Genomic DNA, 22378 nt, shown 5'->3' on the forward strand with positions numbered 1-22378 from the left:
TACATACAATAAACAAATATGGAGTAGCCATGATTCCACATCTGCGTATTGCTCGTCCGGTGACCGATCTTGCTCAAAGTAAAGAGATGTACTGTCTGGGATTGGGTTTGCAAGAACTCGGGAATTTTAGCGAACACGACGGTTTTAGCGGCGTGATGCTGGGTCGTGATGATTTAAGCTGGCATCTTGAATTTACTGTTTGCCACCGCCATCCGGTGGAACCCGCCGCAACGGTTGATGACCTCTTAGTACTGTACTATCCGGATAACGCTCAATGGCAAAAAACCTGCCAGCAAATGCTGAATGCAGGTTTTGTCACCATTAACAGTTTTAATCCGTACTGGGATATCGCCGGGCGCACGTTTGTTGATAACGATGGTTATCGCATTGTGTTGCAAAACCTCGCCTGGCCTGCGGCTTAGACTTTGCGTGCCAGCATAGTGGCGAATCGCAGTTTAATGCGGTTACCTTCCGCGTCAGTTTTATGTAATTCACCGACATCTTCGTTGTATTTCAGCAATTCCCAACCCGCGTAATAATGACTCAACTCAGCTTCAGTAAACGCAAATGGGAAGCCGACGGTGCAAGGGAAATCTTCGGTGTCCATCGCAGCAACAATCAGGTTGTAACCACCAACTTTGGTGCAACGCTGCATGTTGGCGATAAGCCCTGGAATGGTGTTACGCTCCAGGAACATCATTACTACGGTTGAAAGAATGAAGTCGTACTCGCCGTCGAAATGTAATGTGTTGAGATCAACCACGTCTGCAGTGATGTTTTTCAGCCCTTCCGCTTCAATAATTTTATTCAGGTTGCTGATGCTCATCGGGTTTTTATCCCACGCTGTTACATCAAACCCTTTTTGATTCAGATACAGACTGTTACGACCGCTACCGCAACCGAGATCTAATGTTTTCCCAGGCGGGACAACCGTTACCGCATTCACCACGTCAGAATGGGTGCGAGTTAAGCCATATTTCTCGGTGTAATAATTTTCAGAAACCATGTTAATTCGTCCTTTTTGCAGGCCGTTCGACACGCAGCAGCAATTTACCCTGATAAAGCAGGATAACCGTGCGCACCAGCAGCAGGCCAATAATGAAATTAGTGAAGATAAATAGCGGCACCGCGAGTGCGGTAAAAAGCCCGTCGTTACTCCCCATGCCCAGATGAAGGGCCGTGGCAGCAAGTGCTGATATACCGAACGAGAAGCTCCAGAACGAGGCATTAAATGGCTGCATCAAATACCACGGCATCAGGCGCAACATAAACAGTAATTGCAGCAACCCGTAGCCAAACAGCATTTTGGCAAAGAAGTCAGGTTGCCCACCGTTAACACTCAAATAAGCGTTGCAAGCAACCTGCGCAGGTGCGAGTTGAATGCCAAGTGAAGTTCGCGTCGGTTCCGGGAGTTCACCAGCGCTGCGTAAACGATGCAAAATCGCCGGTTCCAGGCTTAACCAGGAAAATACGCCCGCACCAAAAAACAAAATACCGAGGTCATGGAAACCAAGCGCACCGCAAGCCATCGCGCTGATAAAATTATTGGCAACTGTTGGCAAATAGAGTCCCGGCGTAGTGTCGGTATGCGGGTGGCTGCCACGCCATAACCCGGCACTTTGCCATGCGGCATATACCAATTGCACTATTGCCCCAAAAGCAAACATGTCCACGGCTAACGGGCGAAGATAAGGCGCGATGGCAATCGAAACTAACATGGTTGTCGCCGGAAACAGGCTGACAAAACTGCCCTTCAACGGGTGGCGGACCTCATCTAAAACGGTTTGCGGATATTTCACCAGGCGCATGATAAAAGCCAGCGCCAGAGCGAGCCAGATAGCAATCGCCAGGCTCTCAAACGCCTCACCAATTACCGATGATACTGGCCAAATCGTGGCAGCGTAACGCCAGGCAAAACCCATTCCGATGGTCCCAAGAACCATACCAAAATACCCAGCCGGGAGATTAAGCATGGTTCGCGTTACTGATTTATTCATTTCGTTTAAAACTTAAAATGTATTTTAGATGCATTTTATGTGATTGCACCGAAGAACGCCATCTGAGGATTTACCTGCTAAGTTTTAAACAGAAAGAAAACTAAGGCGAAGATGATGAACAAGTATCAGTTAACGGGCGACTCGCAACTACATGATTATCTGGTCGATGGCAAAAAACAGCAGGTCAAACTCTGGCAAGTTGTGGCCCTGTGCGATTTCAGCGACATCAAAGCCGGGCAACTGGGTGGCTGGATTGAAAACGAAGATAACCTTAGCCAGCTCGGGAATTGCTGGATTTATGGTGACGAGTGCATGGTATACGGCGGCTCAAGTGTTAACGATGATGCGCAAGTTCATGGCAGTTCCACCCTTTGCCACCGGGCCCATATCAGCGGGAAAAGCATCGTTAAAGAATCATTGATTAGCGGTGAATGCCGTATTTACGATGCCGCGCGCATTGTTAACGGCAGCAAGGTGATTGCGGTTCGTGGACTGACCGCCGACAACGATAAAGTGCTGCAAATTTATGGCAACGCTACGGTAAACGCATCGCGCGTGGTTCATCAGGCACAGATCTTTGGTAACGCGGTGGTGAACAACGCTTTTATTGAACACCGCGCTGAAGTGTTCGGGCAGGCAATTCTCGAAGGCAATGACGAGAACAATATCTGGATCTGCGACTGCGCCCGTGTGTTCGACAACGCGCGTATTATCGCAGGGCGTGGTGATGACCAGATCCCAACCATTCGCTATTCCTCGCAGGTCTACGGCAATGCGCTTATTGAGGGCGACTGCGTGCTAAAACACCAGGTGCATATCTTCGATGATGCAACACTCATTGGCGGCCCTATCCAATTAGATAACCAGGTGCAGATTTACGGCCAGGCGCGAATCACCGGCAATGTTCTGATAGAGAACAATGTGCAAATTTACGATAAAGCAGCGGTTGATGGCCTGGACGGTGAGCTCATTCATATACGAGGCATTAAGGATATTAACGGTGAGCAGCGAGTTACTCGCTCACCGTTTTATGGCGTGTTTTAAGAACCGTCGCGTTAACCAATAATCCGCGCGTAGATGTTCTGGTCATGGAACTCGCCATTTAAAAACTCAGCTTGTTTCAGGCGCCCTTCAAGCAGGAAGCCATTACGCAACGCCACCTTATTACTGGCGACATTACTGACAATGCATTTGATCACAAAACGGCGGGCCAGGCCTTCACGGGCGTACTTGTGAATGACCGCGTCTAAAGCTCGCGAAATAATCCCCGCCCCCAGGACATCTTTATCCAGCCAATAACCGATATAGGCGGTTTTATTGGTCGGCTCTATCTGGTTAAACGAGAACACCCCTACCATTTTTTCATCCTGGAAAATCAGGAACATTTTCGCGTAGCCACGATGATGCAGGATATAGTTGCCCTGCGCCATTTTGCGCGAGTCTTCAACCGACAACACGAACCTCGGCCAGTCCATCGCTGTTTGTAGCCAGGCTTTGTTCTTTTGTACCAAAGCAAAAATCTCATCCACATACCGCTCATTGATTGAATGAAGTGTTATGTGGTCATCAATATTAATCACGTCGTCTTGCCAATTCTCAGAATCGCGCACGCACCCTCTCCTTCTTTTTATCTGTGGAAAATAATGGTGCAGAAAAATAGATTGCACCACAGACGATCCCCACCAATGCACAAATCAGTTTAACGCACGTCTCGCGCCGCTGCTGGGCTGCTTCTCATGCTGGTATAGATATTGCTTAACATCTTTGTAACCCAAAGGAGACTTAGATGAAAGCGATCATAATTGGCGGCGGCATTGGTGGACTCTCGGCGGCAATTGCCCTGAAAAGATGTGGCATTACAACGGAAGTCTATGAAGCGGTCAAAGAAATCAAACCGGTTGGTGCGGCAATTTCGATTTGGCCAAATGGCGTGAAGTGCCTCAACTGGCTCGGCATGAAAGAGCAGCTCCAGCAATTGGGTGGGTCGATGGAATATATGGCCTACAAAGAATTTGTCCACGGCCAAACCCTGACACGTTTTAGTCTTGATCCTTTAATTCAAAGTGTTGGCGAGCGCGCCTATCCGGTGGCTCGCGCGGAACTGCAAGACATGCTGATTGATAATTACGGGCGTGCGGATATTCAGTTTGGCAAGCGCGTAGCGCGTATCGAAGAGTTTGACGGTGGCGTGCGGGCATATTTTGAAGATGGTCATGTTGCAGTAGGTGATGTGTTAATCGCCGCCGATGGCACCCATTCGGTGATCCGCCCCTATGTGCTCGGCCACCAGACAGAGCGCCGTTATGCCGGTTACGTTAACTGGAATGGTCTGGTCGATATTGATGAATCTATTGCACCTGCCAACCAGTGGACGACATTTGTCGGCGAAGGTAAGCGTGTGTCGCTGATGCCAGTTGCGGGCAATCGTTTTTACTTCTTCTTTGATGTGCCATTAGAAAAAGGACTGCCGGAAGATCGCAGCACGGTAAAAGCCGATTTAACCCGTTATTTTTCTGGTTGGGCAGACCCGGTGCAAAAGTTGATTTCCACAATTAACCCCGACACCACTAATCGCATAGAAATTCATGATATTGAGCCATTTATGCAATTGGTTCGCGGGCGAGTTGCGCTGCTTGGTGACTCAGGCCACAGCACCACGCCAGACATCGGCCAGGGCGGATGCGCTGCCATGGAAGACGCCGTTGTACTGGCCGTCGCGCTGCAAACCAACTCTCTCGGTGTAGAAGATGCATTGCTACGCTATCAGGAGAAGCGCGCGTATCGCGTAAAAGACCTGGTGCTCAAGGCGCGCAAACGCTGCGATGTGACCCACGGTAAAGATATGAACATCACCCATAGCTGGTATGAAGAACTAAAAAGCGAAACCGGTGAGCGCGTATTGTCGGGCATGCGCGAAACGATTCTCGGTGGGCCGCTGGAGTAGCGTTGCACAATCTTTCATTCAAATCCTGAAGGATGTTCCAGAAATGACGTCAGAAATTGACGTCATTTTTTTATATGCCAGCATGACTTCATAAATTGACTTCACGGAAGGGTTCATGGGCTATGGCAAGTATTGGAGTAACACCATGACGGATTCACATTCAATTCCAAATACAATGGTGATTTGCGGCCAACCGGCGTTAATCACTTGGGTTCCTGAAATTAGCCTGTTTCGCGGCAAATTTCTCGGGCTTTCAGGCTACTGCGATTTTGTGGCAGATAGCGCTATGGGCTTGATGCAGGAAGGTGAGATTTCGCTGAAAGCGTATCTAGCGGATTGCAAAGAAAATGGCATTGAGCCGTATGAGCGCGAAGAGAAGATCAAAACCTTTACTCTGCGCTACCCCGAGTCATTTGGCGAACGCCTGGCGATTGCCGCCGCCGAACAGCGCATGTCGGTAAATAGCTATATTGTTGAAATGCTCAGCAAGCAGATGAAACTAAAGTGAATCTGTCGGATGACTCTGCACTTATCCGACCTACAAAAGATAAAGCCCCGTATTTATAACGGGGCTTAAGCTATTACTTCATCACGCGGTCATCAACGTATTTGCGTTTATCCGGTGCTGGTGGGAAGTAATGATACAGCCAGGTTTCACTGATGGCATCACCCTGGCAGCGCAAGAACATTCGCATATCTACCGGGTCGGTAGAGTCATCTGTTGGATACCAGTCAAACAGAATACGATAGCCGTCGAATGGCTCGACATACAAAATCTCAATCTGTCTGGCTTCGCCGTTAGACAGCGTGATAACCGGCTCGATACCTTTCGGTGCCGCAGCTTTCAAATCACCACCGATAAAATCAATGGCGAAACGGCGTGACCATTTTTCAGGGAAATGCTCGCCAGGTGCCCAACCTTCCGGGAAACTGCCCATACCGGTGCGGGTCGCGTAAACTCGCGCCAGCGGCGACTGAATCGGCGGCAAACCGCTCCAGTACAGACGGTATTTGAATTCCAGCTCATCACCGGCTTTCACCGGTTTCTCCGGCTGCCAGAAGCAGACGATGTTATCAAGCGTTTCCCCCGTAGTCGGGATCTCCATCAGCCCAATCGCGCCTTTACCCCACTTATTCAGCGGCTCAACCCACAGACTTGGGCGCTTGTTATACCAGCCCATGATGTCCTGGTAATTTGCAAACTCGTGGTCAAGTTGCAGCAAACCGAAGCCTTTCGGGTTGTTATCGAGATAAGCGTTGAACTGCAACTTCTGTGGGTTATTGAGCGGACGCGTTACCCATTCGCCGTTTCCACGCCACATTGCCAGGCGATCGGAGTCATGAATTTGCGGGTGAATGGTGTCGCACATACGGCGTTCGTTAGTGCCGCAGGCAAACATACTGGTCATCGGCGCGATGCCCAATTGCTTAATATCTTCACGAGCATACAGGTGATTATCGACATCCATCACCACGCGCTCAGCTTCACAACTGATTGTAAATTTGTACGCCCCGGTGACACTTGCGCTATCTAACAATGCGTAGACCACAAACTTCGTGTCACCCGCTTTCGCGGTTTCAAACCAGAAAGAGGTAAAGTCCGGGAACTCTTCCAGCTGATCGGTGTAGGTGTTTACCGCAAGGCCACGCGCTGAAAGCCCATATTGGTATGTATTATCGACCGCACGGAAATAGCTCGCACCGAGGAAAGAAACCACGTCACGGCGCGCCAGTTCTGGCGCTTTAAATGCTTTAAAACCGGCAAAGCCAAGATCAATCTGGCCTTCGAGTTGTTTGGTATCAACACCTGCGTCGTTGTAGTTAAACAGCTCAGGACGGAAGTGAATTTCACGTGCCTGATGGCTGGATGCATCTACGGAGAACATGCGTACACGGCGGCGAAAGCCCATACCAACGTGGAAGAACTGCACGTCAAGTTGGCGGTTTTCGATGTTGTTCCACAGCGAGTGTTCAGCATCATACTGAATCGCGTTGTAAGCCTGCGGAGTTAAGTTTGCCAGTGTGTCCGGCAACGGACGCGGTTTGCCAACCCACGGTTTCTTCGACAAATCATGGGCCATTGACTGGAGCACAGAAAAATCGAATGCGGTGGTGCGACCATCGGCAATTTCAGACTCTGCCGCGTAAGCTGCACGCGAGAAGAGCGTGGCAATTGAAGTTGTGCCGCTGACAGCGGCGAGAGCCATTGAGGCTTTGATAAAACGTCTGCGGTTCATGCCTGAAAAATTGTCCTTCATTGTCGATGTGTTTCGCCCCCACAAGAGGCAGAACAACGGCAAAATCTAGACCGCACACTCTAGACAAAAATCACTGAAAAACCAATCGGAGACACAGACCTTTACGCAAAATTTGCGGGGTGGGGTTTGTAGGGTGGATAAGCGAATGCGCCATCCACCATTTACACAGGCAGTGTCGGATGTCGCTACGCTAATCCGACCTGGAGAACACTTATTTGACGGCTACATCGATACCTGGGAAATACTTCTTGGCAAGTGCGGTAATCGTGCCATCAGCACGTACTTTATCGATAGCGGCATCAAGCTGTTTTTTGGTCGCTTCATCGCCTTTACGCAACCCGTAACCGATACCGCTACCCAGAATCGTATCGTCGCTTACCGGCTTGCCGATAAAGCCAAAACCTTTGCCCTGCGGCTTGCTTAAGAAGCCTGCCTGACCTGCTGCTGACATAACCAAAGACGCATCAATACGGCCATTGAGCAAATCGCCCCACGCCATATTTTGGTCTTTATAAGAAACCACTGTTACGCCTTCTTTTTCCCAGTGTTCTTTCGCATAAGTTTCCTGAATGGATCCTTGCAGAACGCCGATAGTTTTACCTTTCAGTCCAGCAGGCGTTGCTTCCATACCGCTGTCGGCTTTGCCCACCAACTGTGATGGAATTCGGTAAATTGGCTGGGTAAAGTCGATACTTTTACGGCGCTGCTCGGTGATATTCATTGCGGAGTTAATTGCATCGAATTTCTTCGCCATCAGCCCTGGAATCAGCGCATCAAAAGACGTTTCAACCCATGAACATTTCAGGCTCGCCGCTTTACAAATCGCGTTGCCTAAGTCGATATCAAACCCTTCCAGCTCGCCCGCCGAGTTACGGCTTTCAAACGGTGGATACTCCGCTTCCACGCCGTAGCGCAGTTCGGTTGCTGCGAATGCCGAGAATGACGCACACATCCCAACCAACAAACTTAACGCATAAACTTTTTTCATTATGACCTCGTATCAGCGTGGCTTAACCTGGCAAAGTGCTTGAGCACCCGCACGTAACGTAGCTTCATCTTTTGCAAATGACAAACGAATCAACTTGTTGTCTGTTCCGTCGGTATAAAACGCGGAGAGCGGAATGGTCGCGACGCCATATTGAGTAATTAAACGTTTTACTAATTCGCTGTCTGATTCATCAGTGAAATGATCGAATTTCGCCAGCAGGAAGAAAGACCCGGCGCTCGGCAGCAATTTAAACGGAGACTCAGCCAGCAGTGTCTGCATTAAATCGCGTTTGCGTTGGTAGAACGCCGCCAGCGACAGGTAGGTATCTGGGTTCGCCATATATTCAGCAAAGGCATATTGCATAGGAGTATCGGCAGAGAACATCAAAAACTGATGCACTTTGCAGATTTCAGTCATTAATTCTGCCGGAGCCAGGCAATAGCCCACACGCCAACCGGTCACGTGGAAGGTTTTGCCGAATGACGAAACGATAACGCTGCGTTCAGCCAGTGCCGGATGTGTTGCCATGCCGTGATGGCGCTCACCGTCAAAGACGATGTGTTCGTAGACTTCATCGGACAAAATAATGATGTCGGTATTACGCGTCAGCTCCACCAGCATTTCCAGATCATGTGCGCTAAACACCTGCCCGCTTGGGTTGTGTGGTGTATTTACGATGATCATACGGGTACGAGGCGTAATAGCCGCGCGTACTTCATCCCAGTTGACGGTGAAATCGGGCAACACCAGTTTCAGCGCTACGGGTGTTGCACCTTGTAGGCGAACAATGGGCGCGTAGCTATCAAAAGAAGGTTCGAAGTAAATGACTTCATCACCAGGATGCACTAACCCGCTGATGGCGGAATAAAGCCCTTCGCTGGCGCTGGCAGTCACTAAGATTTCATCGTCGACGTCATACGTTGAACCGTAAATCGTAGCGACCTTTTCTGCGATCAGGGTTTTTAACGGCCTGAAACCAGTCATGGATGCGTATTGGTTATGGTTATCCTGCATCGCTTTGGTAACACCGGCTATCAGCTTTGGGTCAGGCGAAAAGTTTGGAGCACCCTGAGAAAGATTAATGGCGTTGTGTTGCGCCGAGAGTTGGCCAATAACAGTAAAAATGGTGGTTCCAACATCCGGTAATTTTGAACGAAATTGCACCGGGGTTTGCATAGTCATGGCCTCTCCTGTTAAAACGCGATTTGCATAACTATTCAATATGCAACAGGTTGCTACCACAACCGAATTGTTGTCATAATAGCCATGCAAAAAACTCATAGCTCAGCGGAGAGCAATCGAATGCGGCGCAATTTCCCCCTGAATACTGTTGATGCTTTCCTGGTGACAGCCAAACATCTGAATCTGACTCGCGCGGCAAAAGAACTCTGTCTGACACAAGGTGCCGTCAGCCGCAAAATCTCCACGCTTGAGGAATGGCTCGGCTATGCGCTCTTCGAGCGTCATGCCCGCGGGCTGCATCTCACACCGCAAGGCTCTGCGCTGTTGCCGGAATTGCAGCAATCTTTTGAGCACTTGCTCAATGTCGCCAGTAATGCCTGCCATAAATCCAGTGTGATCCGCCTGAAAGCCCCGACCTGCGCTATGCGCTGGCTGGTGCCAAAACTTGTCCAACTGGAAATTGCATCGCCAGAGATTCAGGTTGCGTTAACCACCACCGTTGAACACGGCGTGAATTTCAAAAACGAACCTTTTGATGCAGCGATTATTTTTGGCAAGCCTTCCACAACGGGTGCATTGCTGTTTGAGGAGCGGCTTACGCCCGTGATCAGCCAGCATTTATTGCCTGAAAACGCTTTAACACCTGAAGATTTGAGTCGTTATACATTTCTTCATCCGACGCGCGATCGCACCGACTGGTCGTTGTGGTTTGGGCAAAACGTCCCTAACCCGCCTGCTATGAATAAAAATCAACACTTCGATACTATGGACCTGGCTATCAGCGCCGCGATTCAGGGGTTTGGCATTGCGATAGCCGATGCCACACTGGTGGCAGAGGATTTGCATCGTGGAAGGCTGGTGCAGCCGTTTGCGGGGAGCGTGAAGACCGGAGCGTGTTATTGTCTGGCGCTGCGGCCAGGGGAGGAAAGCCATGCGGGGATTGAGGCGTTTAAGCGGGGGTTGCTGGCAGTAAGTGAGTAGGGATTTCTATGCGAGTTAGCGGACTATTCCGTTCACTAAACGTTTATTGATCCCTGTATTTACCGAAACGGTGAACTTTCAGGTGAACGGAAAATCTCGATCCACCATAAGCCATAAGCCTACGCCTTCCCCCTTTTCTGTTACCCCTGTAACATAAACCCAACATCCCCATTGCGCAGAATCCATTCGCCCTCATGATGTCGCCAGACTCCCTTCTGATGAGCAGAACGATGATTGCCGTTGCTTTAGTTGATGACCATGTTGTGGTGCGCTCCGGTTTTGCGCAGTTACTTAGCCTTGAGAGCGATATTGAGATTGTCGGGCAGTACAGCTCTGCCGCCGAAGCCTGGCCTGCGCTGGTAAAAAATCAGCCCGATGTAGCCGTGCTCGACGTGGCAATGCCGGACGAAAACGGCCTAAGCCTACTCAAACGCCTGCGCCAACAACGCCCCGGTTTCCGCGCCATCATTCTGAGCATTTATGACACCACAGCATTTGTGCAAAGTGCGCTGGATGCCGGTGCCAGCGGTTATCTCACCAAACGCTGCGGCCCGGAGGAATTAGTACAGGCGGTTCGTTCCGTTGGTATGGGCGGCCATTATTTATGTGCGGATGCATTACGAGCGTTACGGCACGCAGGGCAACCAGCCAAAGTTCTGGAAGTTCTCACTCCACGCGAGCATGAAGTTTTCGATTTGCTGATCAAAGGCGAAAGCGTGAAACACATTGCCGAACAGCTCAACCTTAGCCACAAAACAGTCCATGTCCATCGCGCCAACATCCTCGGCAAACTGCAATGTGAAAGCACCATCGAACTGGTGCATTTTGCCCTTGAACACCAATTGTTAACCGGGCACTAAATGTCTCGCGCGTGGCGTCATCTGCTGTTATCGCTGTTTATCGTCTTTGCCTGGGGGCTGACCTGGCTTGCCCTGTGGACGATCAGTTTTTATCTCACCGATAACGGCCAGCAGGCTACCTTACTGTTGCCGCAGGGCGTTCATCTCGCATTGTTGATTTTGCTACATCGTCGCTATTGGCCAGCCCTATTTATTCCGGTGATCGGGCTACTTATTTGGCTTTGGCTGCAACAATTAATGACAGAACCCGTCATGTTGCTTTCCCCGCTGCTTAGCGCTATTCCTGCGCTATTAGTTCAGCATTACTGGCACCGTTTTACGCTGTACTGGCAGCGGCTTTCGCTGCTGATGGCGGCCATTACTGGCGATGCGCTGTTACACACCCTGGTGCTGACGCCATTTCTGTCGAGTTCCGCTTCACAAACACTGCTGGCAGCGTTTACTGGTGGTGTAGTGCTGACGCCGTTCGTCTATTTGATTTATGAATATCTGCGCCAACAGCATCTGGAAAGTCTGCTGGCACAAGAAACCCCTAATCCCCCGCTACGCACTTCGTTGCTTATCTGGTGCAGCCTGTTTTTCATCATCGGTGTTGGCGCACAAATGGTGGTGTCGCCGGAAATCGAGCGTTTGTTGCTGATTGTGGTTTTCCTGCCAAACGTAGTCATGGCCTACAAATTTGGCTGGCAAGGCGGTGTACTGGCAGCGCTCCTTGGCAGCATGATGATTACCATCGCCCGGCAAATTGGCAGCGGCTTTAACGGCTTGATGGAGATGGAACTTTTTCTCTCAACCCAGGCGCTGTTGGGCATTGGTCTTGGGATTGCCATCAGTCGCCAGCAGCATCTGGCAAATAATCTTCATCGTTACCGCCAACGGCTGGAAGTTGAGTTACAGGCGCGCCGCGAGTTGATGGAACAACTGGTGCACACCGAAGAGGACACGCGCAAAGATCTGGCGCGAGAACTGCACGATGAAATTGGTCAGAATATTACTGCGATTCAAATCCAGTCGATGCTGGTTAAGCGCACTGCCAGCGGTGATGCGACGGTACTCGCCGCCGAGCAAATCAACCAGCTTGCCCAACGTATTCACCACTCGACCCGCCACTTATTGCGCCAGCTTCGCCCACCGGTGCTGGACGAAATTTCCCTCGATAAAGCGCTGCACCATCTGATTCAGGAGTTCGCCTTTGATGAACGCGGTATCACCTGCCGTTTCCATTACGATTTACCCGGCCAGCCCGCCAGCGACCCGGTGGTGTTTACGCTCTATCGTCTGGTGCAGGAGTTGCTCAATAACATTTGCAAACACGCTGATGCCCACAAGGTTGAGATCGCGTTAACTCAGCAACCCCACGGCGTGCGCCTTGAAGTCAAAGACGATGGTATCGGCTTTAGCGGCAGCACCCACACCGGCCACGGATTACAAGGGATTGCCGAACGAATCCGCGCTTTAGGCGGAGATTTGCAACTCGAAAGCCAGTCCGGCACGCGCGTAATTGTTAACCTGCCCACATTTTTTGAACAAAAACAGGGATAACCAGGAATAATTCCTGGTTGGCTAAAACCTTGTCTCATCCCCTTTCTGTCAGCGTTTTCTATAGTCATTTCAACCGGGAGGAATCAGATGATTTCCGAGCAAACAATCGGCCGTGATTATCGTTACTGGCGCCCACGTTTGCTGCTGTCGATGGTCGTGGGATACGCCGCATTTTACCTGACACGCAAAAGCGTCAGTTTTGTCCTTCCGGCGATGCAGCTCGATCTGGATTTAAGCAAAAGTGATATCGGCCTGCTGGGCACGCTGTTTTATCTCTCCTATGGCCTGTCGAAATTTGCCGCAGGATTGTGGCACGACCGCCGGGGCGCTCGCTGGTTTATGGGCGCAGGATTACTGGCAACCGGGGTACTGAATATTCTTTTTGCCTTCGGCACTAACCTGCCGATGTTGCTGATTATCTGGACGTTAAACGGCTTCTTCCAGGGATGGGGATGGCCGCCGTGCGCAAGGTTGCTAACGCACTGGTATTCGCGCAACGAGCGCGGTTTTTGGTGGGGGTGCTGGAACACGTCCATCAACCTGGGCGGTGCGGCGGTGCCGCTGATTTCCGCGCTGATGGCGCTTTGGTACGGCTGGCAGGCATCGTTATTTGTTTCGGGTGCCATCGGCATTGTCATTGGGATTTGGCTGTGCCGCAGCCTAAGCGGCACACCGCAAGAGATGGGGTTACCGTCTGTTGGCTTATGGCGACATGACCCGTTGGAAATGCGCCAGGAACAGCTCAGTCCGCCAATGCCGCAGTGGCAAATGTTTCGCAGCACGGTGCTGCAAAACCCGATGGTCTGGCTTCTCGGTGTGAGTTATGTGCTGGTGTATCTGATTCGTATCGCACTCAACGACTGGGGCAACATCTGGATTTATGAAAGCCACGGCGTGAATTTACTCAGCGCCAACGCCACGGTGATGTTGTTCGAAATGGGCGGATTACTGGGCGCACTGTTTGCCGGATGGGGTTCAGATTTGCTGTTTCGAGGCCAGCGTGGGCCGATGATTTTGCTCTTTGCGTTGGGGCTGTTTGTTTCGGTCGCCGCACTTTGGTTATCGCCAGTGCACCACTACGCATTATTGGCAGTCTGCTTTTTTGCCATCGGCTTTTTTGTTTTTGGCCCGCAGATGTTGATTGGTCTCGCCGCCGTGGAGTGCAGCCATAAACAGGCGGCAGGCAGCGTTACCGGGTTTCTGGGTTTGTTCGCCTACTTAGGTGCGGCTCTGGCGGGATGGCCGTTGTCGCAGGTGATTGAGCGCTATGGCTGGTCCGGGATGTTCGCACTACTCACCGTTGCCGCCGCATTAATTGGATTTTTGCTGATGCCCCTGTTAATGGCGGGCATCAGCGCGCAGGACAGGAGTGTTGGCGCCATGGACCCGGCAGTTACCTTACCTCAGGACACTTAGGATAATAATATGAAACTGACCGTGCTCTCTTCTCTGGTTGCTGCGGGTGTTGCGTTGGCTACCCTGTCAGGTGCCGCGCAAGCCAAAGGCCGTCTGGTGGTGTATTGCAGCGCTACCAACGAAATGTGTGAAACCGAAACCAAAGCGTTCGGTGAAAAATACGATGTGAAAATCTCGTTTATCCGCAACGGCTCGGGCAGCACGCTTGCGAAAGTTGATGCCGAGAAGAAAAACCCGCAGGCTGATGTCTGGTATGGCGGTACGCTAGATCCGCAATCCCAGGCGGGGGAAATGAATCTTCTTGAGCCGTACAAATCAGCAAATCTCGCGCAAATCATGCCAAAATTCCAGGACCCGGCTAAACGCAAAGGCAACTACTCCTCAGCGGTTTATATCGGCATTCTCGGTTTTGGTGTTAACACCCAGCGCCTGAAAGAGAAGAACCTGCCGGTGCCGAAATGCTGGAAAGATCTGACCAACCCAATTTATAAAGGTGAAATCCAGGTTGCTGACCCACAAAGCTCGGGCACCGCTTATACCGCTCTGGCAACGTTCGCCCAACTGTGGGGTGAAGATCAGGCATTTGATTACCTGAAAAAACTCAACGGCAATATCTCTCAGTACACCAAATCTGGTATTGCTCCGGCGCGTAACGCCGCGCGTGGTGAAACCGCCATCGGCATTGGTTTCCTGCACGATTACTCCCTGGAAAAAGAGAACGGTGCTCCGCTGGAATTGATTTCCCCATGTGAAGGCACCGGTTATGAGATTGGTGGTGTCAGCATCCTGAAAGGTGCACGCAATATGGACAACGCCAAACTGTTTGTTGATTGGGTGCTGTCAAAAGAAGCGCAGGAACTCTCCTGGAAAAAAGGCAAGTCTTATCAAATTCTGACCAACACCACCGCCGAAAGCTCACCGTTGTCGCTCAAGCTTGATGACCTGAAACTCATCAACTACGACATGGACAAATACGGTGCGACTGACATGCGCAAAGCATTGATCAACAAATGGGTTAGCGAAGTAAAAATGGGTAACTAACCCGTTAGCAGGTGACAGCGTCACGTCACCTGCTCCCCCTCCTTTTCTTTAGGCCGATGAGGCACTTATGTCTGAAACTTTACTTTTGCGACCTACGCGAAAGCGGGACGTTATTATCTGGTGGGTGGCGCTGTGCTGGCTGGCTTTTGCCCTGCTGCCAAGCTGGAGCCTTGATTACGGGTTATTTGAATCGACAAGTGATGAGCTAATCAATGCTTACAGCTGGTCTGGACTCAACATCAGTCTGCTGTGGTACCTACTCCCTTCGCTGCTGTTGTTGCGCCCGTTTAATGAACTGGGGCCAGAAAAGCGTCAGCGTCACTATTTCGACGCAGGCTGGGCACTCTTTTGCATGGCCTTTGTGGTAGTCAGTGCAACCCTTACCGAGCGTGGAATGGGTTACGCCACTATTGTGCTGTTTATCGCCCTTGGCATGGTTATCACCCTCGCCCTGACTCGCCTTGAATGGCTCGGTGGCGACAGCTTTGTGATTGGTTCGCTGGTGACAATTATCGCGCTGATTGGTGTGTTTATTGTTTGGCCGAGCATCGCGATTTTCATTCCGATGTTTACCAATGATGCCGGGGAGTTTGCGCCGCTAGCGTTTATGGCGGTACTCAGCCAGGCGCATATCATCCAGGTAATTATCAACTCCATCGCGCTGTCGATTGCGGTGGGAATTGGCTGCACCTTCTTCGGCCTGGTTTTGGCGATTTACACCACCCGCATCGCCAAACGTAGCGCTATTATTGGCCGTATTTTCTCGATTCTGCCTATCGTGACCCCGCCGTTTGTCGTCGGCCTTGGCGTCACGTTGATGATGGGCCGTTCGGGGTATATCACCGAGTTGATGGTCGACTGGTTCGGATTGACCAACACCAACTGGCTGTACGGTTTTACCGGAATCTGGCTGGCGCAAGTTTTAGCATTTACGCCGATGGCCTTTATGATCCTCGATGGTGCGATTAAAACCATTCACCCGTCGCTGGAAGAAGCCTCTTATACCCTACGTGCTACGCGTTGGAAGACCTTTAAAGGGGTGTTTTTACCGCTGCTGAAACCGGCACTGGCTAACGCCTTTTTGATTGTGATTGTGCAATCGCTGGCGGACTTCAGTAACCCGCTGGTACTTGGCGGTAACTTCGACGTACTCGCCACACAAATCTATTTCTACATCACTGGCTCGCAACTTGATTACCAGGCCGCCAGCACACTAGGCGCATTCTTGCTGGTCTTCTCACTACTGGTGTTCTGCATTCAGTACATGTGGATTGGAAAACGCTCCTACGTCACCGTTTCCGGTAAATCGAACCGAGGCGACGTTCAGCCGCTGCCAGTGACACTGGTGTGGGCGGTCATTGCGTTATTAGCGGTGTGGATTGCCTTTAACGCCCTACTTTACGGCAGCATTTTCTATGGCAGTTTCACGGTTAACTGGGGCGTGGATTATACGCTGACGTTCGATAACTTCATCAAGCTCTTCGGCCAGGGCATGAGTGATGGCGCGTGGCCTTCACTGCTCGACACGCTGCTGTACGCCGGGATTGCCGCACCGATCACCGCCTTTTTCGGCTTGCTGATTGCCTGGATTGTGGTGCGCCAGCAGTTCCGTGGCAAAAAGACCATCGAGTTCACCACTATGCTGTGCTTTGCAGTACCGGGCACCGTGGCGGGCGTGTCATACATCCTGGCCTTTAACAGCGCGCCGGTTTACCTGACGGGTACCGCCGCGATTGTGATTATGTCGATGGTGATGCGTAACGTGCCGGTGGGGATTCGTGCCGGAATTGCCGGGCTTGGGCAAATTGACAAATCTCTCGATGAAGCGTCTTTAAGCCTACGTGCCGGTTCAATGCGCACCATTATCAACATCCTGCTGCCATTGCTGCGCCCGGCGATTTTATCCGCGCTGATCTACAGTTTTGTGCGCGCCATTACGACTGTTAGTGCCATCGTCTTCCTCGTCACGCCGGATACTCGTGTGGCAACCGCCTACATTCTTAACCGCGTGGAAGATGGTGAATACGGGGTGGCGATAGCCTACGGCTCGATTCTTATCGTCGTAATGTTGACCATTATTTTCATTTTTGACTGGCTGATTGGTGAAGCGCGTATTTCACGTTCAAAAGCCAAAACCAACGCGTGATTACGGAGTAACACATGACACAACCTCATTTTGTAGAACTGCGCAATGTCACGAAACGGTTTGGCAATAACACCGTTATTGAAGGCATTAATCTGGCGATCCCAAAGGGTGAAATGGTGACGTTACTCGGCCCTTCCGGCTGCGGAAAAACCACCGTTTTACGCCTGGTTGCCGGGCTTGAAAAACCCACTGAAGGGCAGATTTTTATTGATGGCGAAGATGTGACGCACCGTTCCATTCAACAGCGTGACATTTGCATGGTGTTCCAGTCCTACGCCCTGTTCCCGCATATGTCGCTGGGCGATAACGTCGGTTACGGACTGAAAATGCTCGGCACCTCGCGTGGGGAAATTAAAACACGCGTGAAAGAAGCGCTGGCAATGGTCGATTTAGAGGGTTTCGAAGACCGGTTTGTTGACCAGATCTCCGGCGGCCAGCAGCAACGTGTGGCACTGGCGCGCGCACTGATCCTGAAACCGAAAGTGCTGCTGTTTGATGAGCCGCTCAGTAACCTTGATGCCAACCTGCGCCGTAGCATGCGTGACAAAATCCGCGAGCTACAAAAGCAGTTCAACATCACGTCGCTGTACGTTACTCACGATCAGAGTGAAGCGTTTGCCGTGTCGGATACGGTACTGGTGATGAACAAAGGTGAAATCATGCAGATTGGCAGCCCGCAAACGCTGTATCGCCAGCCCGCCTCACGCTTTATGGCGAGCTTTATGGGTGATGCAAACGTCTTTCCGGCGCGTTTTGGCAGCGATTTTGTCGAGATCCATGGCTACCGTTTACCGCGCCCGCCGCAGTTGACCGTAACTCAAACAGAAGGCACGGTTGGCGTGCGCCCGGAGGCGATTACTCTCAGCGAACATGGCGACGAAAGCCAGCGCTGCGTGGTACGCCATGTGGCATATATGGGGCCGCAATATGAAGTGACTGTGGAGTGGCATGGCCAGGCGCTGTTATTGCAGGTGAACGCAACTCGCTTACAGCCTGACGTAGGTGACAATTATTATTTGGAAATCCATCCGTACGGCATGTTTATGCTGGCTGATGCGGCGTAAAAACAAGGGCCGCAGCAATGCGGCCCTACGAGTGATGACAAGCTGTTCTGAAATGACCACCGTGACGGGAGGCCATTTTCGATATCAACCGATCAACGCTTTTGCTTTCGCCCGGATATCAGCCAGTTCTGTGGCGTTAACTTTGCTTTTCTTCTCGACTTTTCGCGCTCGCCAGTCCAAGCAGGTGACTTGATCGGATAATGCGACGCCTTCACGGCTCTGTGTTATTTCAACCTCAAAAGGATATCCCTTTGCTTTTGTAGTGCAAGGCACACACAACAACAGCCCCGTTTTGTTGTTATAAGCAAACGGGCTAAGTACAACCGCCGGGCGATGCCCCCCTTGTTCATGCCCTTCAACAGGGTCAAAATTAATCCAGATTAAATCGCCTGCATCTGGTACATAGCGAGAAACCATCAGAGCATTTCCTTGCCAACCGGTGCGCCAAACTCCGCTTTCTCATGCTGATTTTCCGGGGTAATTCCGGCTAGCAACGCATCAAGCGAATAGGCTTTCGCTCTCACAGGAACAATAATGATACGACCATCTTCTACGGCAATATCCACCGTATCATCAACATTCAAACTAGCGGCTTGCATGATAGCGGCGGGAATGCGAACTGAAGGGCTATTACCCCATTTTTTGACGACAGATTGTGCCATGCGAGAACTCCTTTGTTGATACGTTTGTAGCAACAGTAATTCAGCCAATCTAATGTGTCAACAATGTATCTACACTGTAGTGTCGGCAGGCTAAACGGAAGATCTCTGACTGAGTGGTCGGCATTGCGCACAATACCGACTTTTCTCTAAAGTTTTGACGTCGCTACAGCAATCCGCAGCGTTTTTTACTGCGATCCGACGCCTGCTGGTACAGCTCAAACTCATCGGCAACCGGTGCACCGAGCGCTTGTTCAAACTCCTGGCGGCTGGAGTGACCATGGCTGCGCGCCCCGCCTTCACTCCCCAGATTCGACTGGAAAATTCCCGCAGCACTGACCGGGAGGAAATCTTCATAAATAATCGGCTGCGCCACCAACCAACCCCGTTCAATCAGCGACTGTGGATCATCACCTGGTTTAATCGCCCGGCGGTGCATTTCGCCCACAGGGGTTAAACGGTAGCGGAAATAAGCCAGATCCTGGCAGCGCATTAGCGTTTCACTATCGGGCAAGCGGCTGAATACTTCCTGCAAATGTTGCTGATGGCTGAAATTATCCTGCCCATTACCGGCTTCGTTTAGCAACTCATCGTATAACGCACGCCCTTTTGGCGTTAACGCTACACCACGTTGCTCAATTTCGCCGAAACGGGCGGTATGTGTGCCGTGATGTACACCGGCAAAAATAATCGGTTCTTCCAGCGCTTTAAAGCTGGTCTGGCGCAGCAAGATTGGGAATGTGCGGCGTGGAGGGCCTTCGATAATCGCTTTTGGCGCAATGCCATATTCCGGCATCAATGCCTGAACGCGGTCGATATCTAACGTGCGCGGAGTCAGGTGATTAATGTGGCAGCCGCGGAAACAGACGACGTCGGCAATCAGGCGATGCTGCTGGTGGAATGCCTGGTAAGTTTGTGCATCTACCGTGGCATGACTGTGCCAACGGAAGGTTTCCAGCGCCTGACTCACGAACTCGTCTGCCTGCTCTTCGCTAAATACGCCCTGCTGGTCGTAAATATCCAGTAATGCCCGGCAACGAGGGGTGAAAATGTCACGTTCTGCGAGAATAGCTGCAGCAGTTTTACGCAGTTCAGCATCGTCAATCAGCTCAAGGCGTAGCAACGAGGTGAAAATACGGAACGGATTTCGCGCCAGAGCCGCGTCATCAATTGGACGAAACGCAGTGGAATGCACCGGTACACCCGCCTGCGAAAGGTCGTAATAGCCGACTGGATACATCCCCATTACCGCAAAAATACGCCGTAAGGTTGCCAGTTCTTCCGTTTTACCCACCCGTATTGCGCCGTGGCGCTCCACATTCAGGCGCGCCAGTTCATCGGCATTTTCTAATTGCTGTTGCAGATCGGGGTTATTTTCCAACACCGCCAGATTTACGTCAGCGACTAACTCTAACAAGGTTCCGTATTGAGGTACTTCTTGCTGGTACATCGCCGACATTGCGTGCGAAAATTTTTCCCGAATATCATCAGCCGTGATGTTGTTCGCCATAATGTCGTACTCCTGTGAATATTGCTCAAAGAGTAGAATGTCGCGCGGAGGTTTTGGGCTAAGAATTTTCGTTTTGTGATCGACTATACAGCCATAGATTATAAGTAATATTTATTGGGATTTTCATAGCTACAGGTTATGTAAATCAGCCTTTAAATTCACTTTAATTTAACAAGCCATTAACTGAGACTGTCGGTGGCGATATTTAAAATTAGAATGCATCGCCTCCTGTATCCCACAACTGGAGCTGGCTATGTCACAGATTTGGCAACCTCGTGAGCTTGTACATCGCGACTACGATTCCCACCCTCCGGCTTTCGCGCCGGGGTATAAAACCAGCGTATTACGCTCACCGCGCAATGCGCTGATCTCTTTGCAGAACTCGCTGTCTGAAATTACCGGCCCAATATTTGGCTCCAAAGATCTCGACCCGCTTGATAACGACCTGATCATGAATTATGCCAAAGACGGCCTGCCGATTGGCGAACGCATTATTGTGCATGGCTACGTTCGCGATGGATTCGGCCGCCCGATGAAAAATACCCTGGTAGAAGTGTGGCAGGCCAACGCTGGCGGGCGTTATCGCCACAAGAAAGATAAGTATCTCGCCCCAATTGACCCAAACTTTGGCGGCTGTGGACGTGTGTTGACCGATGAAAACGGCTATTACTTCTTCCGCACCATCAAGCCAGGCCCGTATCCGTGGCGTAACCAGGCAAGTGACTGGCGCCCTTCTCACATTCACTTTTCACTCTCTGGTGACTCTTTTGCCCAACGTCTCATCACCCAGATGTATTTTGAGGGCGACCCGCTGATTAAACAGTGTCCGATTGTGAAAACCATTAATAACGATGACGCCATTCGCACATTGATTGCCGAACTGGACACCCATGCGGCGGTGCCGCTTGATTGCCTGGCGTATCGCTTTGATTTAGTACTGCGTGGCCAGCGAGCCACACTGTTTGAAAACCGTACTCAGGGGGCCGCGTGATGAAAGATTATTTAGCAGAAACCGCATCGCAAACTGCCGGCCCATACGTCCACATTGGTCTGGCTCCGCAAGCCGCTGGTTTTAACATTTTCGAGAAAAACTTTAGCCACGTGCTAACCAATTCTCACACTCAGGGCGAGCGGATTATTGTTGAAGGACGGGTGTTTGACGGCTCAGGAACGCCAGTGCGCGATGTGTTGCTGGAAGTGTGGCAAGCCAATGCGGCCGGACGTTACAACCACCCTGCAGACAAGCAAACAGATAAAGAACTGGATGAAGATTTCCGCGGCTGGGGACGAACCTGTTCAGATTTCGACAGTGGTATCTGGCGTTTTGACACCATTAAACCGGGTGCTGTAACCGGGCGCGACGGCCGAATGATGGCCCCGCATTTGAACCTGTGGATTGTGGCGCGTGGCATTAATATTGGCCTGAATACGCGGATGTATTTTTCCGATGAGCAAGCAGCGAATGAGACCGACCCGGTGCTTAATCTCATCGAGTGGGAAGTGCGACGTAATACGCTGATTGGGAAGCGTGAGAAGCGCGGTAATGAGGTGGTGTATACGTTTGATGTGTTTCTTCAGGGGGAGAAGGAGACGGTGTTTTTTGATGTATAGGTGGATTGCCATTCACTTGTTGGGTTGTGTCCTTTGTTAGAGTAGCGATTGTTCCGTTCACTAAACGTTCAGTGTTCCCTGTACTTACCGAAACGGTGAACGTATCAAGGGTGCTACCGCAGCACCCTTGATAATCCCGGCTCCCGGCGATTAAATCGCTGCTTCGCAGTAAACCTCCA

At 51.0% G+C, this 22378-nt stretch carries 22 protein-coding genes; 13 read left to right on the forward strand and 9 right to left on the reverse strand.

Annotation, left to right across the window (positions count from 1 at the left end; all coding sequences use genetic code 11):
* The first annotated feature begins 29 nt into the window (after positions 1-29).
* Positions 30-422 (forward strand): VOC family protein, encoded by a 393-nt coding sequence (locus AC0IXI_RS13010; protein ID WP_471682561.1) that lies wholly within the window; start codon positions 30-32, stop codon positions 420-422.
* On the opposite strand, the gene tehB is transcribed toward AC0IXI_RS13010, so the two are convergent.
* Positions 419-1006: a tellurite resistance methyltransferase TehB gene (gene tehB, locus AC0IXI_RS13015; RefSeq protein ID WP_413498365.1), complete on the reverse strand. Its 588-nt coding sequence runs from the start codon at positions 1004-1006 to the stop codon at positions 419-421. The two genes, AC0IXI_RS13010 and tehB, sit on opposite strands and share 4 nt — an antisense overlap.
* Position 1007: 1 nt before the next feature.
* The gene (tehA, locus tag AC0IXI_RS13020; protein WP_471682562.1) at positions 1008-1997 is read right to left on the reverse strand and encodes a dicarboxylate transporter/tellurite-resistance protein TehA; all 990 of its coding nucleotides are present in this window, start codon (positions 1995-1997) and stop codon (positions 1008-1010) included.
* Between the two features lie 114 nt (positions 1998-2111).
* On the opposite strand from tehA, the gene ydcK reads away from it, so the two are divergent.
* A complete protein-coding gene (gene ydcK, locus AC0IXI_RS13025; protein ID WP_471682563.1) occupies positions 2112-3041 on the forward strand; it encodes a YdcK family protein in 930 nt (309 codons plus the stop codon).
* An 11-nt stretch (positions 3042-3052) separates the two neighbouring features.
* Here ydcK and rimL read toward each other — a convergent pair whose 3' ends face one another.
* Positions 3053-3607, reverse strand: a complete 555-nt coding sequence (rimL, locus tag AC0IXI_RS13030; protein ID WP_471682564.1) for a 50S ribosomal protein L7/L12-serine acetyltransferase — start codon at positions 3605-3607, stop codon at positions 3053-3055.
* A gap of 176 nt (positions 3608-3783) precedes the next feature.
* Between rimL and hpxO the strand changes: the two genes are divergently transcribed.
* Together hpxO and AC0IXI_RS13040 are read left to right on the forward strand one after the other, a co-directional pair.
* Positions 3784-4941, forward strand: coding sequence for an FAD-dependent urate hydroxylase HpxO (gene hpxO / locus AC0IXI_RS13035; protein WP_134182859.1), 1158 nt, complete (start codon positions 3784-3786; stop codon positions 4939-4941).
* Positions 4942-5086: 145 nt separating this feature from the next.
* Positions 5087-5449: a type II toxin-antitoxin system HicB family antitoxin gene (locus AC0IXI_RS13040; RefSeq protein ID WP_471682565.1), complete on the forward strand. Its 363-nt coding sequence runs from the start codon at positions 5087-5089 to the stop codon at positions 5447-5449.
* Between the two features lie 73 nt (positions 5450-5522).
* Here the strand turns inward: AC0IXI_RS13040 and AC0IXI_RS13045 are convergent, their stop codons facing one another.
* The 3 genes from AC0IXI_RS13045 to AC0IXI_RS13055 all read right to left on the reverse strand — a co-directional run bounded on the left by AC0IXI_RS13045 (position 5523) and on the right by AC0IXI_RS13055 (position 9369).
* The gene (locus tag AC0IXI_RS13045; protein WP_064518671.1) at positions 5523-7178 is read right to left on the reverse strand and encodes a glucan biosynthesis protein D; all 1656 of its coding nucleotides are present in this window, start codon (positions 7176-7178) and stop codon (positions 5523-5525) included.
* Positions 7179-7410: 232 nt separating this feature from the next.
* Positions 7411-8187, reverse strand: a complete 777-nt coding sequence (locus AC0IXI_RS13050) for a transporter substrate-binding domain-containing protein (RefSeq protein WP_064518670.1) — start codon at positions 8185-8187, stop codon at positions 7411-7413.
* Positions 8188-8199: 12 nt separating this feature from the next.
* Positions 8200-9369, reverse strand: coding sequence for a pyridoxal phosphate-dependent aminotransferase (locus AC0IXI_RS13055; protein ID WP_064518669.1), 1170 nt, complete (start codon positions 9367-9369; stop codon positions 8200-8202).
* 120 nt (positions 9370-9489) lie between these two features.
* Between AC0IXI_RS13055 and AC0IXI_RS13060 the strand changes: the two genes are divergently transcribed.
* The 7 genes from AC0IXI_RS13060 to fbpC all read left to right on the forward strand — a co-directional run bounded on the left by AC0IXI_RS13060 (position 9490) and on the right by fbpC (position 18419).
* Positions 9490-10350, forward strand: coding sequence for a LysR substrate-binding domain-containing protein (locus AC0IXI_RS13060; protein WP_471682566.1), 861 nt, complete (start codon positions 9490-9492; stop codon positions 10348-10350).
* A gap of 230 nt (positions 10351-10580) precedes the next feature.
* On the forward strand, positions 10581-11210 hold the full coding sequence (locus AC0IXI_RS13065; RefSeq protein ID WP_134183254.1) for a response regulator transcription factor: 630 nt from the start codon (positions 10581-10583) through the stop codon (positions 11208-11210).
* A complete protein-coding gene (locus AC0IXI_RS13070) occupies positions 11211-12752 on the forward strand; it encodes an MASE1 domain-containing sensor histidine kinase (protein ID WP_471682567.1) in 1542 nt (513 codons plus the stop codon). It begins immediately after the preceding gene.
* A gap of 87 nt (positions 12753-12839) precedes the next feature.
* Positions 12840-14168: an MFS transporter family glucose-6-phosphate receptor UhpC gene (gene uhpC / locus AC0IXI_RS13075; protein WP_471682568.1), complete on the forward strand. Its 1329-nt coding sequence runs from the start codon at positions 12840-12842 to the stop codon at positions 14166-14168.
* Positions 14169-14177: 9 nt separating this feature from the next.
* Positions 14178-15209: an ABC transporter substrate-binding protein gene (locus AC0IXI_RS13080; protein ID WP_471682569.1), complete on the forward strand. Its 1032-nt coding sequence runs from the start codon at positions 14178-14180 to the stop codon at positions 15207-15209.
* A gap of 67 nt (positions 15210-15276) precedes the next feature.
* Complete coding sequence (locus tag AC0IXI_RS13085) at positions 15277-17355, forward strand: ABC transporter permease (protein ID WP_471682570.1); 2079 nt, start codon at positions 15277-15279, stop codon at positions 17353-17355.
* A 14-nt stretch (positions 17356-17369) separates the two neighbouring features.
* Complete coding sequence (gene fbpC / locus AC0IXI_RS13090) at positions 17370-18419, forward strand: ferric ABC transporter ATP-binding protein (RefSeq protein ID WP_134182874.1); 1050 nt, start codon at positions 17370-17372, stop codon at positions 18417-18419.
* 84 nt (positions 18420-18503) lie between these two features.
* Here the strand turns inward: fbpC and mazF are convergent, their stop codons facing one another.
* From mazF to hglS, 3 genes are all read right to left on the reverse strand, one after another.
* Positions 18504-18836 carry an endoribonuclease MazF gene (mazF, locus tag AC0IXI_RS13095; RefSeq protein WP_424221574.1) on the reverse strand — a complete coding sequence of 111 codons (333 nt, stop codon included), beginning with the start codon at positions 18834-18836 and terminating at the stop codon, positions 18504-18506.
* Positions 18836-19081 carry an AbrB/MazE/SpoVT family DNA-binding domain-containing protein gene (locus AC0IXI_RS13100; protein WP_064518659.1) on the reverse strand — a complete coding sequence of 82 codons (246 nt, stop codon included), beginning with the start codon at positions 19079-19081 and terminating at the stop codon, positions 18836-18838. Before AC0IXI_RS13100 ends, mazF begins: the two co-directional genes overlap by 1 nt.
* A 163-nt stretch (positions 19082-19244) precedes the next feature.
* Positions 19245-20588 carry a 2-oxoadipate dioxygenase/decarboxylase HglS gene (hglS, locus tag AC0IXI_RS13105; RefSeq protein ID WP_471682571.1) on the reverse strand — a complete coding sequence of 448 codons (1344 nt, stop codon included), beginning with the start codon at positions 20586-20588 and terminating at the stop codon, positions 19245-19247.
* A gap of 253 nt (positions 20589-20841) precedes the next feature.
* On the opposite strand from hglS, the gene pcaH reads away from it, so the two are divergent.
* Both pcaH and pcaG read left to right on the forward strand, forming a co-directional pair.
* Positions 20842-21579 carry a protocatechuate 3,4-dioxygenase subunit beta gene (gene pcaH, locus AC0IXI_RS13110; protein ID WP_424221576.1) on the forward strand — a complete coding sequence of 246 codons (738 nt, stop codon included), beginning with the start codon at positions 20842-20844 and terminating at the stop codon, positions 21577-21579.
* On the forward strand, positions 21579-22199 hold the full coding sequence (gene pcaG, locus AC0IXI_RS13115) for a protocatechuate 3,4-dioxygenase subunit alpha (protein ID WP_422569478.1): 621 nt from the start codon (positions 21579-21581) through the stop codon (positions 22197-22199). The genes pcaH and pcaG overlap by 1 nt, the downstream gene beginning before the upstream one ends.
* The last annotated feature ends 179 nt before the right edge of the window (positions 22200-22378 follow it).

The sequence above is a fragment of the Buttiauxella sp. AC038 genome, assembly GCF_979253565.1.